Below are 12,975 nucleotides of genomic sequence, written 5' to 3' on the forward strand. Positions count from 1 at the left end.
ATAGATGCGCAGAGGGACGAGGGGGCCCGCGGCGAATCCCAGCCCATCGCCCCCGACGCGCTCACCGCAGGGGCACCCGCTTCGGGACAGACCAGCAGAAGGCAGGGCAGCGCGCATCATGCCGTCATCTTCCGTTCGGACGCTGGGCGGCTCGGAGCAGGCCAGCCGGCGTCGTAGCGGGGTCGTACGGTTCATCGTGCTGATGGGACTGGTCAGCCTCTTCGCCGACATGACCTACGAGGGGGCTCGCAGCGCCACGGGCCCCTTCTTGCTCTCCCTGGGGGCGAGCGCGGCCGTTGTCGGCACCGTTGCCGGCTTGGGGGAACTGCTGGGCTACGCCCTGCGCCTGGTCTTCGGCTTCGCCGCCGACCGGCTCCGCCGCTACTGGCTGTTGACCGGGCTGGGCTACGCGATCAACCTGCTGGCGGTGCCGCTCCTGGCCCTCGCGGGCCGGTGGGAGGTCGCCGCCGGTCTCGTCCTGCTCGAGCGGATCGGCAAGGCCATCCGCACCCCCTCTCGCGACGCCATGCTCTCCTTCGCCACTCGAGAGGTAGGCAGGGGCTTCGGCTTCGGGCTGCACGAGATGCTGGACCAGATCGGCGCCGTGGCGGGACCGTTGCTGGTGGCGGGGGCGCTGTGGGCGGGAGACGGTTACCGTCGTGGCTTCGCCGTGCTGCTCGCCCCAGCCCTCGCCTCGCTCGTGACCCTGGCGGCGGCCCGACGGCTCTTCCCGGCGCCACACGATGCAGGCGACGAGGCCACCGGCACGCCGCCGCCACGGGGCACCGTCGAGCGCCAGGGCTCGTCGCCGGCCCGGCTCGGCAAGGGCTTCTGGGCGTACGTCGCCTTCTCGGCTGTGACGATGGCGGGCTTCGCCCACTTCCAGCTCATCTCGTATCACCTCGGTGCGAGGGCGCTGATGGCGGCACCCGTCATCCCCCTCGCCTTCGCCGTCGCCATGGGCGTCGACGCCCTGGCGGCCCTCGCATCGGGCCGGCTCTACGACCGGGTGGGCCTCGCCACGCTGCTGGCGCTGCCGGTGGTGGCGATCCCCGCCACGGCGCTGGCCTTCGGCGGCTCCACGGCGGGTGCCTGGGCCGGTGTGCTGCTGTGGGGGGCCGCCCTCGGGATCCAGGAGACCGTCATGCGGGCAGCCGTGGCGGATCTCTCGGCCGCATCGTCCCGCGGGCGAGCCTACGGGCTCTTCAACACGAGCTTCGGCCTTGCCTGGTTCGCCGGCAGCGCCCTCATGGGGCTGCTGTACGAGCGGTCCGCCCACTGGGTCGTCGCCTTCGCGGTGGTCATGCAGGTGGCGTCACTGCCGCTGCTGTGGGTGGTGTTGCGTCACAACCGCCGGAGGGGAGACGAGGATGAGCGATCGCCTGAGCCGCACGCTGGCTGAGTACGCCGCCTCCGTCCGATGGGAGGACCTGCCGCCCGAGACGATCCACGAGGTGAAGCGCCGGCTCCTGGACGCCGTGGGCGTCGCGCTGGCGGCCTTCGCCGAGGAGAGCCCCAAGGCCGCTCGGGCGTATGCCTACGAGTGGCCGGTCGCCTCGGGGGCCACGCTGTGGGGCACGGCCTTCACCGCGCCCGCCGACGTCGCCGCCTTCGCCAACGGCGTGATGGTGCGCTACCTCGACTTCAACGACACCTATCTCTCCCGGGAACCCCTGCACCCGAGCGACGTCATCGCGCCGCTGTTGGCCGTGGCGGAGTGGCGAGGGCTCTCGCCGGCCGACTTCATCACGGCTGTCGCCATCGCCTACGAGATCGGCGTCGATCTGTGCGACGCGGCCAGCCTGCGCGCCCACGGGTGGGACCACGTCAACTACATCGGCATCGCCACGGCAGCGGCCGCCGGTCGCCTCATGGGGCTGTCGCCCGAGCAGATCGAGCACGCCATCGCCATTGCTACCGTCCCCCACGCCGCCATGCGCCAGACGAGAGCCGGCGAGCTCTCCATGTGGAAAGGGGCCGCCGCGGCCAACGCCGCGCGGCACGGCGTCTTTGCCGCCGTGCTGGCATCCAAGGGCATGACGGGACCGTTCCAGCCGTTTCTGGGCGAGATGGGGCTGGTGCGGCAGCTGCTGGCGGGCGAGCCCCTGGACGAGGCGGCCCTGGCCTCCCTGGCCGAGCGGCGGCCGCCGCGACGGATCCTGGACACCTATGTCAAGTACTGGCCGGTGGAGTATCACGCGCAGAGCGCCGTCGACGCGGCCCTGCAGCTCCGCTCGGAGCTGGGCGACCCCGGGCGCATCGCCGCGATCCACATCGACACCTTCAAGGCGGCCTACGAGATCATCGCCCGCGATCCCGAGAAGTGGCGCCCGCGCACCCGGGAGACGGCGGACCACTCCCTGCCCTACATCGTCGCCGTGGCGCTGACGGACGGGCGCGTCACCCGCCACTCCTTCTCGCGGGAGCGGCTGCAGGATCCGGCGCTGCGCCACATGCTCGAGTCCCGGGTCACCCTGCGCGAGGATCCCGAGCTGAGCGCGGGCTACCCGGAGGGGATCCCCAACCGCATCACCGTGACCACCACCGACGGCGCTCGCCTCGTACGGGAGGTGCGCTTCCCCCGAGGGCACGCCCGCAATCCCATGAGCGACGACGAGCTGGTGGCCAAGTTTCGCCTCAACGTCTCGGAGCGGCTCAGCCCGGCGCAAGCTGACGTCGTCGTGGAGACCATCATGCATCTCGAGTCGCAGCCGGGGCTGCGGCACCTGGCCGAGCGGTGGCGCCTGTGAGGTGCCGCGCCACCGCAGGCCCGAGGGAGGCGAGAGCCGATGCCGGCCTGGCTTCTGCAGCGTGAGCCGTCCGAGCCGCCCGGGCGGGCGTTGCGACGACTGGTGCAACACGAGCGGGGGCTGATGGTGCCCGGCGTCTTCAACCCGCTGGTGGGGCTCATCGCGGCCCGGCTGGGCTTCCGGGCGCTCTACTTCTCCGGTGCGGCCTACTCGGCCAGCCAGGCGTTGCCCGATCTGGGCCTCTTCACGCTGACCGAGCTCGTGCAGGCGGTGCGCCCCATCTGCCGGGCGACCGGGCTGCCCCTCATCGTCGACGCCGACACGGGGTTCGGCGAGGCGCTCAACGTGGTGGCCGCCGTGGAGCAGCTCGAGCACGCCGGCGCCGCCGCCATCCAGATCGAGGACCAGCAGATGCCCAAGCGGTGCGGCCACCTGAGCGGTAAGGTCGTGGTCGACGCCGAGGAGATGGCGCGCAAGGTCGCCGCGGCCGCCCGGGCGCGGCGCGACCTCCTCATCGTGGCGCGCACCGATGCCCGTGCCACCCACGGCTTCGACGAGGCGGTGCGTCGGGCTCGCCTCTACGTGGAGGCGGGCGCCGACATCGTCTTCCCCGAGGCCCTCGAGTCGGAGGAGGAGTTCGAGGCCTTCGCACGAGCCGTCGACGTGCCGCTACTGGCCAACATGACCGAGTTCGGCAAGACGCCGTACATCCCGGCCCGACGCTTCGCCGAGTGGGGCTACCGGATCGTCATCTTCCCGGTCACGACCCTGCGGATCGCGGCCCGGGCCGTCGAGGAGGCGCTGGTGGCGCTGCGAGACACCGGCACGCAGCAGGGGCTGCTGGACCGGATGCAGAGCCGCCAGGAGCTGTACGATCTCATCGGCTACGAGGAGTACGAGCGCCTGGATCAGGAGGTCGCCCGGTGGCGCTCGGGCGCCTGAGGGGCGGCCCAGGGGGTCGGGGATGGCAAGGGGGGTTGCCGTGATGTCCGGTCCGGATGCGCCTTACAGCCCCGGTCTCGAGGGGGTCATCGCCACCGCCACCTCCATCTCCTATCGGGACGTGGACCACGAGCAGATCGTGGTGCGGGGCTACGACCTCATCGAGCTGGCCCGGCGGCTCGACTACCCGCAGGTGGCCTACCTCGTCATCTACGGCCACCTGCCGTCGGCCGACGAGCTGGCCGTCTTCGAGCAGGCCCTGCGTGACCAGGCGGAGCCGCCCGAGGCCGTGCTGCGCATGCTGGAGCTGATGCCGCGTGCCGCCGAGGTGATGGATGCCCAGCGCACGGCCATCTCGGCCCTGGCGGGATTCGAGGCGCCCGACGAGCTGCGCGACACGACCCCCGACTCCAACGCCCGCAAGGGCGTGCGGCTCCTGGCCCGGATGCCCGCCATCACCGCCAACGCCTATCGCATCCTGAGAGGGCTGCCGACGCAGCGGCCGGACCCGGCCCTGGGCTTCGCCGAGCGCTTCCTGCAGATGATCACGGGACGACGCCCCGATCCCCAGGCCGCCCGCATCTTCGACATGACCCTCACGTGCTACGTCGAGCACGAGCTGCCCAACTCCACCTTCGCGGCCCGGGTCATCGCCTCGACCCTGTCGGACCTGTACGGGGCGGTGGCGGGAGCGGCCGCCTCCCTCAAGGGACCGCTGCACGGTGGGGCCAACGAGGCGGTGGCGCGGATGCTGCTCGACATCCTCGAGCGCGGGGGTGCCTCCATCGCCGAGGCCTACGTGATGGAGCGCCTGGCACGCAAGGAGCGCATCATGGGGTTCGGCCACCGGGTCTACATGCGCCGCTACGATCCCAGGGCCTACCTGCTCAAGGACGCCATCCCCGAGCTGGCGGACCGGCGGCCGGAGGGGCCGGAGCTGTACCGCATCTACCAGATCGTCGAGCGGGTGATGCTGCGGGAGAAGGGTCTGTACCCCAACACCGACTACCCGGTCGGGCTCATCTACTACCTGCTCGACATTCCCATCGAGCTGGACACGCCCATCTTCCTGGCGGCGCGCACGCCCGGGCTGGTGGCCCACGTCATCGAGCAGCACGCCCACAACCGCATCTTCCGGCCGCGCGTGCTCTACCAGGGGCCCCGGGGGCTCCGGCCTGCCGAGGAGGGGGCGCCGGCATGAGCGGGCCCGCCACGGCCCCCGCCGGTGCCCGCCGCCTCACGCAGGTGGGCGTGATGGCTGCCGCCTCTCTGGTGGCCATGCTGACCATCCGCTTTCCCATCGTACCCGGCGCCACGTTTCTCAAGTACGATCCCAGCGACGCGGTGGGATTGCTGGCAGGTCTGACGATGGGACCGGGGGCGGGCGTGTCGACCGTCCTGCTCAAGGACGTCCTCTTCTGGCTCCTGCGGGGCACCGACCCGTTCGGCCCGCTGGCCGACTTCCTGGCGGCCGCCACCTTCGTGGGCGTCGCCTCGGCGGTCGCCCACCGACTGTGGCCGACGGATGACGGCGAGACGACGGTGCGGCGCCCCGCCCTGCGGCCGCTGCATGCGGGCGCGCTGCCGGCCATGGCGCTGGGGGTAGCCGTCGGCACGGCCGCCCGCGTCGTCGTGATGGCGCTGGCCAACTTCCCCATCCTCTACCTGGAGATGGGGATGCCACCCGCCCGGGTCGCCGCGCTGATGTGGCCGGCCATCGTGCCCTTCAACGCGCTCAAGGGGCTCCTCAACGGAGCCCTGGCCATGGTGCTGGCGGCCGCGCTGGTGCGGCGCCACGCGGTGGTAGCGCCGCACCGCTCGTCATGAGCGGGCAGGAGCGGACTCGGCCACGATGCGCCGCAGCACCGCCTGCAGGATGCCGCCCTGCCGGTAGTACTCGACGTCGACCGGGGTGTCGAGCCGCGCCACCACGGTGAAGCGAACCTCGCTGCCATCCGGCCGCCGGGCGACCACCTCCAGCTCCTGGCGCGGCTCGAGGCCCGACTCGATGCCGACGACGTCGATGACCTCGTGGCCGGTCAGGCCCAGGCTCTGGGCGCTGTCGCCCGGCTTGAACTGCAGCGGCAGCACGCCCATGCCGACCAGGTTGCTGCGGTGGATGCGCTCGAAGCTCTCGGCGATGACGGCCCGTACACCCAAGAGGTAGGTGCCCTTGGCCGCCCAGTCGCGGGAGCTGCCCGTGCCGTACTCCTTGCCGGCGATGACCACCAGCGGCACGCCACGCTCCCTGTAGCGCATGGCGGCGTCGTAGATGGGCATCCTCTCGCCCTCGGGCAACAGGAGCGTCCAGCCGCCCTCGGTGCCGGGCACCATCAGGTTGCGCAGCCGGATATTGGCGAAGGTGCCCCGCATCATCACCTCGTGATTGCCTCGCCGGGAGCCGTACGTGTTGAACTCGTGCTCCGGCACGCCCCGCTCCAGCAGGTAGCGGCCCGCGGGGCTCTCCTTGGGGATGGCGCCCGCCGGGGAGATGTGGTCCGTGGTGATGGAGTCGCCCAGCACCGCCAGCACCCGGGCGCCCCGGATGTCGGCGGGCGGCTGGGGCTCCAGGCTCACCCCCTCGAAGAACGGCGGCTCCTGGATGTAGGTGGAGCTGGGGTCCCACCGGTAGAGGTCGCCCTCGGGCACCGGCAGGCTCCGCCACCGCTCGTCCCCGTCGAAGACCCGGGCGTACTCCTCGCGGAAGAGGCCGGGCTCGAGGGCCCGTGCCACCGTCTCGGCGATCTCCTGCTGGCTGGGCCAGATGTCGCGCAGGTAGACGGGCTGGCCGTTGGGGTCGTAGCCCAGGGGCTCGCGGGTGATGTCGACGTCGACGCTGCCCGCCAGGGCGTAAGCCACCACCAGCATGGGCGAGGCCAGGTAGTTGGCCCGCACCAGGGGGTTGACCCGCCCCTCGAAGTTACGGTTGCCGCTCAGGACGGCGGCCACCACCAGGTCGTCCTCCTTGACCCGTGCCGCCACGGGGGCGGGCAGCGCGCCGCTGTTGCCGATGCAGGTGGTACAGCCGTAGCCCACCACGTGGAAGCGCAGCGCCTCCAGGTAGGGCAAGAGCCCCGTCTGCTCCAGGTAGCGCGTCACCACCTTGGAGCCTGGCGCCATGCTGGTCTTGACGTGGGGCTTGACGGTGAGGCCGCGCTCCACGGCCTTCTTGGCCAGCAGCGCCGCCCCCACCATCACCGATGGGTTGGACGTGTTGGTGCAGCTGGTGATGGCGGCGATGACGACGTCGCCGTGGCGCAGGTGGCCGTTGCCGCCCGCATGGCCGTTGCGGGAGGGCTCCCGGGCGGGGTGCTCGTGGGTCCCGTCGCCGTCGTCGGGCAGCGGCTTCTTGTAGAAGCTGGCCATGGCCTGGCGGAAGGCGCTGCGCACCTCCGACAGCAGCACCCGGTCCTGCGGCCGCCGCGGGCCGGCCAGGCTGGGCTCGACCCGGGCCATGTCGAGCTCGACCACGTCGGTGTACTCGGGGGCCGGCGTGTCGTCGGCCCGCCACAGGCCCTGCTCCTTGCAGTAGCGCTCGACCAGCTCCACGTGGGCCGGGTCGCGGCCGGTGCCGCGCAGGTAGCGCAGGGTCTCCTCGTCGACGGGGAAGAAGCCCATGGTGGCCCCGTACTCGGGGGCCATGTTGGCGATGGTGGCACGGTCCGGCAAGCTCAGATGGCTCAGGCCCGGGCCGAAGAACTCGACGAACTTGTCGACCACGCCCTTCTTGCGCAAAAGCTCGGTCACGGTCAGCACCAAGTCGGTGGCCGTGGCGCCCTCGCGCAGCTGCCCGGTCAGGCGCACCCCGATGACGTCCGGGATGAGCATGTAGTAGGGCTGGCCCAGCATGACCGCCTCGGCCTCGATGCCCCCCACGCCCCATCCCAGGACGCCCAGCGCGTTGACCATGGTGGTGTGCGAGTCGGTGCCGACCAGGGTGTCCGGGTAGGCCTCCCACTCGCCGGCGTGCTGGCGGCGATGGACGACCGTCGCCAGGTACTCCAGGTTGACCTGGTGCACGATGCCCGTGCCGGGCGGCACGACCCGGAAGTTGTCGAGCGCCCGCTGCGCCCACCGCAGCAGGGCGTAGCGCTCACGGTTGCGCTCGTACTCCTTCTCCACGTTGACCCAGAAGGCGTAGGCCGTGCCGAAGAGGTCCACCTGGACCGAGTGGTCGATGACCAGGTCGGCCGGCACCAGCGGGTTGATGCGCCTGGGATCCCCGCCCATGCGCGCCACCGCGGCCCGCATGGCGGCCAGGTCCACGACCGCCGGCACCCCGGTGAAGTCCTGCAGGATGACCCGGGAGGGCATCCAGCCGATCTCGCGTCGCTGCGAGGCGGTGGGCTGCCAGCGAGCCAGGTCGACGACGTCCTCTTCGGTGACGATGCGGCCGTCGACGTGGCGCAAGAGGTTTTCGAGCAACACCCGGATGGAGAACGGCAACCGCCCGATGGATGCGACCCCACGGCTCTCGAGGACCGACAGGCGGTGGATGGTGAGCGGCCCCTGCGGCGAGTCGAGCCGGCCGCGGGCCCCGAAGGGATCCTTGACGGCTGTGGTTGCGTGCGGCATGGCGTGTGAGCCCCCCAAAGGCGTCCCCTGCTCCAAGTGACCTGGGCGGACCGCCGTCCTCATTTTAACAGGGAACCGGTGGTCCCGGCAGGATCGGGCGGTCCTGCCTGGCATCGCGCTCGGTTCTGCACCCGACGCCCGGAGCCACGGGGACCCCATCGGCCTACCGTGGCCAACCGATTCCCCGGGGACAAAGGCCAGGGGCCGTCCCGTGGCGTTCGCAACTGGCGTCCGACCCGCGCGTTCGGGTTGGATCAGGGCGGCGGCAAGCCTTGGATGCAGCGAGCTCAAAGAGGAATCGAGGTCAGGAAGGAGATGGGGGTCCGGTCATGCAGCGTCTTCACAACCTCCTGGTCGTCGCCGGGCTCGCTGCGCTGGCCCTGGTCGCCTCGCTGAGCTGGGCGCTCGGGCTGGCGGAGGTGGTCGAGGGAGCCGGCGGCGGGATCGACAGCGAGTGGGCGCAATCCGGCCACGCCAACCGGGAGATGGCGGTGGAGGAGGCGACGGTCGACTTCCGCCAGGCCTCGGCCGCCCACTGCGGGCGTTGCCATGCCTCCCAGGGCTTCGCCGTCTGGGCCGAGCAGCTCCGGCAGGGCAACCCCGGCAACATCACCGGGCCCGACGGCAAGGCGGCCACGGTGGAGGGCTGACGGCCGAAAAGGTGCAGCCCATCGACTGCCAGGCGTGCCACACCGACAGCTTCGACCTGCGCATCGCCGGCTCGACGCCCATGCTGCCCTCCGGCTTCGCCGCGAAGGGCGTCGGTGACGGTGCCTTGTGCATGAGCTGCCACAACTCCCGTAACGGTGCCATCGCGTGGGACGCCGCCGACCCCGGCCGCTACACGGCGCCTCATCACTCGGTGCAGGCGGACGTCATCATGGGCAAGAACGTCTACTTCGTCGACTACGGCGATGCCTACGTCTCGGCCCACGCGGCCTTCACGGGCGACTCGTGCGTCACCTGCCACATGAAGATGGGTGGGGGCCACACCTTCCAGGCCTCGCCCGACAGCTGCGCCACCTGCCACGGTGCCGGCTACCGGGCCGAGATGGTGCAGCGGCCGGTCCAGGTGCTCCTGGACGAGACGGCGGCGGCCATCAGCCAGCGGTTCGTGACGCAGTTCGCGGCCAGGGTGCGCGAGGTCGGCGCCTGGGATCCGCAGACCGACGAGACACGCACGGTAGCCATCGACGGCAGGCGCATCGTCGCCGTCGCGCCGACGGGCATCCACGGGCAGATGGGCTTGGCGATCACCATGCAGGACGGCACGGTGCTGTACGCCCAGCTGGCCCAGATCAAGGGGGCCGACGGCAAGCCCGTCGTCGCCACCTCCGACCCCTTCGTCCGTGCCCTGTGGAACTACATGGTCGTCCTCTGGGACGGCTCGATGGGCGTCCACAATCCGACGTTCGTGCGGACGGTCCTGACGGCGACGCAGGAGGCGCTGCGCTGAGGGCCGACCCGCGACGACAAGGGGCCGCGGAGATGACGACCGGGGGGTGGAGCCGACGGCTCCGCCCCCTTCGTCTTGCCGGGAGGAGGACCCGGCCCGTCGCGGAAGCATGGGAGCCGGGGGTGGCTGCCATGCGGTTGGACGTGTCGGCGCGTCGGATGCGGGTCTCGATGAGGGGGCGGCTCGTGTGGGCCCTGGTGGCCCTGGCCGCCATCGGCGCCCCGGGTGTGAGGGCCGCGGCGGACCCGGCCGGAGCGGCCGAGAGGGTGGCCCAGGCCGATGCGCTCTACGAGTCGGCCCGCAGCCTGGAGGAGCTCCAGAGGGCGTACGGCCTCTACAAGGAGGCCCTCGAGGCCGACCCGCAGTCGTACGAGGCCGCATGGAAGGCCGGCCGCGCCGCCTGGCAGCTGGCCGAGCTGGTGCCCAAGCCCGAGCGGCGTCCCCTCCTGGAGGAGGGCGAGCGCCTGGCCCGGCGGGCCACCGAGATCGACCCCCGCGGAGTGGACGGCCATTACTGGTACGGCGTGCTCATCGGTCGGGTCGGGGAGGAGCGGGGGGTCCTCGTCAGCCTCTTCCTGGTCGACGACGTGCTGCGGGAGATGGAGACGGTGCTGGAGCTGGATCCGACCCACGCGGGGGCGCACCACGTGTTGAGCGTCCTCTATCGGGTGGTGCCGGGCCGTCCGCTCTCCGTCGGCGACAAGCGCAAGGCGGTGCAGCACGCGGAGCTCTCGGTGAGGTATGCTCCTGACGACCTCCTCTATCGCCTCGGCCTGGCGGAGGCGTATCATGCCGCTGGCGACCGAGCATCCGCGGTACGGGTCTTGCGGGAGGTCCTGGCCATGCCCGAGCAGGATCCGGTCAACGACGCCCGCACCAAGGAGCGAGCCCGCCAGCTCCTGCAGGAGCTGGGCGAGACCACCTGATTCGGAGGTAGACGATGCCTTCGCCGCTGCACGATCTGACGACCGAATCCCACAACCCACTGAGCCGTGATCTCGACCGCCTCTCTTCCTTCGAGATCGCCCGCCTAATGAACCAGGAGGACGCGCTGGTGGCGCTGGCCGTGCGCGACGAGCTGCCGGCCATCGCCCGCGCCATCGATCTGGCCGCCGCCACCCTCGCGTCTGGGGGCCGGGTCGTCTACGTCGGCGCCGGCACCAGCGGCCGCCTGGGCATGCTGGATGCCTCGGAGTGGCACCCCACCTTCGGCGTCGATCCCGACGTCGTGCGGGTCATCCTGGCCGGAGGTCCTCAGGCGGTCCACAGTCCGGTGGAGGACGCCGAGGACGACGAGCAGGAGGGGTATCGCAGGGTGCGGGAGACGGTGCGCTCTGGCGACCTGGTGGTGGGGCTGGCCGCCAGCGGGCGCACGCCCTTCGTCGTCGGGGCCCTGCGAGCGGCGCGGGATGTGGGCGCCCGGACGGTCTCCATCGCGTGCAACCGGCCCAGTCCGATCGAAGCCCTGGCCGACGTGGCCATCGCCCCGGTGGTGGGCCCCGAGGTGCTGGCCGGCTCCACCCGCCTCAAGGCCGGGACCGCCCAGAAGATGGTGCTCAACATGATCTCCACGGGCGCCATGGTGCGGCTGGGCAAGGTCTACCGCAACCTCATGGTCGACATGCTCGCGACCAACGACAAGCTGCGGCGCCGCGCCCTGCGGATGGTGCGGGCCGCCACCGGTTGCACGGAGGAGCAGGCCGCCGATGCTCTCTCCCGGGCCGGGATGCACGTCAAGACCGCCATCGTCATGCTCCTGGCCGGTGTGGGGGTCGAGGAGGCCAGGGCGCGGCTTGTGGCAGCCGGAGGCTTCGTGCGGCGGGCCGTGCAGGAGTGACGCCGGAGCGACGATGAGCGCCCTTCTCCCCAAGCGGCTCCTGCCCCGGGAGCATGGCGTCTGGTTCATGTGGCTGGTGCCGGCCCTCCTGGGGGCCCTGCTGGGCGGGCCTCACCCGGCGCACCTGCTGGTGCTGCTCTCCGCCTTCGCGGTGCACCTGGCGTCGCATGCGGCCCTCGAGGCCGTACGTGAGGGCGAGCGGGGCGCACCCTGGTGGCGGTGGGCCGCCGGCACGGGGGCCGTCGCCGTCGCGCTGCTGGCGTACCCCCTCTGGCGCTTCCCGGTCATCGTCCTGTTCGGAGCGGCGGCAGTGCTGGCCTTCGCGCTCAACCTCTACTCCGCCAGGCGTCGCCAGGAGCGGACGCTCCTCAACGACGCCCTGGCCATCGCCGGACTCGAGCTGTGGGCGCCGGTCTCGTACCTGGTGGGGGCCGCTCGCCTCGATAGGGACGCCGCGTTGCTGTGGCTGCTCTGCTTCGTCTTCTTCATGGGGACGGCCTTCCACGTCAAGACCGTCTTTCGCGAGCGGGACGACCCCGCTTTCAAGCGGCTCTCCGACCTGGTGCACCTGGGGCTGCTGGGCCTGCCGGCCCTGGTCGGGGTGCCCCAGATGGGCTGGGCCTACCTGCCGAGCGCGCTGCGTACCTGGCTGATGCCGAGGCAACGGCGGCTGCGCCCGCTCACCGTCGGCCTGGTGGAGATCGCCAACGCCGTGCTCTTCATGCTCCTCGTGGTGGGGCTGTGGCCGGCCTGAGTCAGGGCTTGCGGAGTCAGGGCCGGGCACGCAGCCAGTACCAGACCAGCCGGATCCACTCGATGATCACCGTCTCCCCGCCGTCGGGGTCCTGCCACCATCGCTCCAGGTCGAAGCGCCACTCTGCACTCGGTACGCTGCGCACCTCCACGCCCGCGGGGCCCCAGACCCGCCGGAAGACCATGGCGGCCCGTCGGCTGTGCCAGTCCGACGTCACCAGGAGCACGCGTCGCCACCCCCGCTCACGGGCGAGCCCGACGGTGAGGGCCGCGTCCTCCCACGTGCTGCGGCTCTCTCGCTGCGTCAGGATGGCCTGCGAGGGCACCCCCGCCCGGCGTGCGACCTCGGCCAGGTAGTCGGCCTGGACCCGTCCGGGGGCGATGGCCATGCCGCCTGTCACGAGCAAGAGCGGCGCCCATCCCTCCCGGTACAGGCGGATGCCCTGCTGGATCCGGCCCTGCCAGTCGCCGCCCAGCACCACGATGGCGTCGGCCGGCACCGGCGAATCGGCCACCACGAGCCACCGGCCGAGAGCCGCCAGCAGCACGGGGTGGACCGCGAGCAGCACCAGCGCCACCGCCGCGAGGCCGCTGGCAGCCAGCAGCAGGCGCCGGGGCCGTCGGCGGGGACGTCCGCGCACCGCCACGCCGGGGAGCGTCAT

General features: G+C 71.8%; 12 protein-coding genes. 10 read left to right on the top strand and 2 right to left on the bottom strand.

Features of this window, described 5'->3' with window-relative positions; genetic code table 11:
• Positions 1–118 precede the first annotated feature (118 nt).
• From VLY81_RS13230 to VLY81_RS13250, 5 genes are read left to right on the top strand one after another with little or no spacing between them, the layout of a single operon-like run.
• Positions 119–1,402 carry an MFS transporter gene (locus VLY81_RS13230; RefSeq protein ID WP_324668680.1) on the top strand — a complete coding sequence of 428 codons (1,284 nt, stop codon included), beginning with the start codon at positions 119–121 and terminating at the stop codon, positions 1,400–1,402.
• Complete coding sequence (locus VLY81_RS13235; protein ID WP_324668681.1) at positions 1,371–2,750, top strand: MmgE/PrpD family protein; 1,380 nt, start codon at positions 1,371–1,373, stop codon at positions 2,748–2,750. Before VLY81_RS13230 ends, VLY81_RS13235 begins: the two co-directional genes overlap by 32 nt.
• 39 nt (positions 2,751–2,789) lie before the next feature.
• Positions 2,790–3,692 (top strand): methylisocitrate lyase, encoded by a 903-nt coding sequence (gene prpB, locus VLY81_RS13240; RefSeq protein WP_324668682.1) that lies wholly within the window; start codon positions 2,790–2,792, stop codon positions 3,690–3,692.
• Positions 3,693–3,735: 43 nt separating this feature from the next.
• The gene (locus VLY81_RS13245; protein WP_324668683.1) at positions 3,736–4,893 is read left to right on the top strand and encodes a citrate/2-methylcitrate synthase; all 1,158 of its coding nucleotides are present in this window, start codon (positions 3,736–3,738) and stop codon (positions 4,891–4,893) included.
• The gene (locus tag VLY81_RS13250) at positions 4,890–5,519 is read left to right on the top strand and encodes an ECF transporter S component (RefSeq protein WP_324668684.1); all 630 of its coding nucleotides are present in this window, start codon (positions 4,890–4,892) and stop codon (positions 5,517–5,519) included. The genes VLY81_RS13245 and VLY81_RS13250 overlap by 4 nt, the downstream gene beginning before the upstream one ends.
• On the opposite strand, the gene acnA is transcribed toward VLY81_RS13250, so the two are convergent.
• Entirely contained in the window at positions 5,514–8,267 is a 2,754-nt protein-coding gene (acnA, locus tag VLY81_RS13255) for an aconitate hydratase AcnA (protein ID WP_324668685.1), read from the bottom strand. The genes VLY81_RS13250 and acnA overlap by 6 nt on opposite strands.
• Before the next feature lie 329 nt (positions 8,268–8,596).
• Here acnA and VLY81_RS13260 point away from each other — a divergent pair, with 329 nt between their 5' ends.
• From VLY81_RS13260 to VLY81_RS13280, 5 genes are all read left to right on the top strand, one after another.
• Positions 8,597–8,917, top strand: coding sequence for a hypothetical protein (locus VLY81_RS13260; protein WP_324668686.1), 321 nt, complete (start codon positions 8,597–8,599; stop codon positions 8,915–8,917).
• 11 nt (positions 8,918–8,928) lie between these two features.
• The gene (locus VLY81_RS13265) at positions 8,929–9,723 is read left to right on the top strand and encodes a cytochrome c3 family protein (RefSeq protein ID WP_324668687.1); all 795 of its coding nucleotides are present in this window, start codon (positions 8,929–8,931) and stop codon (positions 9,721–9,723) included.
• Positions 9,724–9,854: 131 nt separating this feature from the next.
• Positions 9,855–10,649 (top strand): tetratricopeptide repeat protein, encoded by a 795-nt coding sequence (locus VLY81_RS13270; protein WP_324668688.1) that lies wholly within the window; start codon positions 9,855–9,857, stop codon positions 10,647–10,649.
• Positions 10,650–10,663: 14 nt separating this feature from the next.
• On the top strand, positions 10,664–11,560 hold the full coding sequence (gene murQ, locus VLY81_RS13275) for an N-acetylmuramic acid 6-phosphate etherase (RefSeq protein WP_324668689.1): 897 nt from the start codon (positions 10,664–10,666) through the stop codon (positions 11,558–11,560).
• A 13-nt stretch (positions 11,561–11,573) separates the two neighbouring features.
• On the top strand, positions 11,574–12,314 hold the full coding sequence (locus VLY81_RS13280; RefSeq protein ID WP_324668690.1) for a YwiC-like family protein: 741 nt from the start codon (positions 11,574–11,576) through the stop codon (positions 12,312–12,314).
• A 16-nt stretch (positions 12,315–12,330) separates the two neighbouring features.
• Here VLY81_RS13280 and VLY81_RS13285 read toward each other — a convergent pair whose 3' ends face one another.
• Positions 12,331–12,975 (bottom strand): YdcF family protein, encoded by a 645-nt coding sequence (locus VLY81_RS13285; RefSeq protein WP_324668691.1) that lies wholly within the window; start codon positions 12,973–12,975, stop codon positions 12,331–12,333.

The sequence above is a fragment of the Limnochorda sp. LNt genome, assembly GCF_035593265.1.
GTDB classification, from domain to species: Bacteria; Bacillota; Limnochordia; order Limnochordales; family Geochordaceae; genus Geochorda; species Geochorda subterranea.

Bases quoted from the DNA above. Each gene is read 5' to 3' on its own strand.
- acnA (WP_324668685.1), bottom strand. From the start codon at position 8,267: ATGCCGCACGCAACCACAGCCGTCAAGGATCCCTTCGGGGCCCGCGGC.
- VLY81_RS13250 (WP_324668684.1), top strand. From the start codon at position 4,890: ATGAGCGGGCCCGCCACGGCCCCCGCCGGTGCCCGCCGCCTCACGCAG.
- VLY81_RS13235 (WP_324668681.1), top strand. From the start codon at position 1,371: ATGAGCGATCGCCTGAGCCGCACGCTGGCTGAGTACGCCGCCTCCGTC.
- VLY81_RS13270 (WP_324668688.1), top strand. From the start codon at position 9,855: ATGCGGTTGGACGTGTCGGCGCGTCGGATGCGGGTCTCGATGAGGGGG.
- murQ (WP_324668689.1), top strand. From the start codon at position 10,664: ATGCCTTCGCCGCTGCACGATCTGACGACCGAATCCCACAACCCACTG.
- VLY81_RS13260 (WP_324668686.1), top strand. From the start codon at position 8,597: ATGCAGCGTCTTCACAACCTCCTGGTCGTCGCCGGGCTCGCTGCGCTG.
- VLY81_RS13230 (WP_324668680.1), top strand. From the start codon at position 119: ATGCCGTCATCTTCCGTTCGGACGCTGGGCGGCTCGGAGCAGGCCAGC.
- prpB (WP_324668682.1), top strand. From the start codon at position 2,790: ATGCCGGCCTGGCTTCTGCAGCGTGAGCCGTCCGAGCCGCCCGGGCGG.
- VLY81_RS13280 (WP_324668690.1), top strand. From the start codon at position 11,574: ATGAGCGCCCTTCTCCCCAAGCGGCTCCTGCCCCGGGAGCATGGCGTC.
- VLY81_RS13245 (WP_324668683.1), top strand. From the start codon at position 3,736: ATGTCCGGTCCGGATGCGCCTTACAGCCCCGGTCTCGAGGGGGTCATC.
- VLY81_RS13285 (WP_324668691.1), bottom strand. From the start codon at position 12,975: ATGACGCTCCCCGGCGTGGCGGTGCGCGGACGTCCCCGCCGACGGCCC.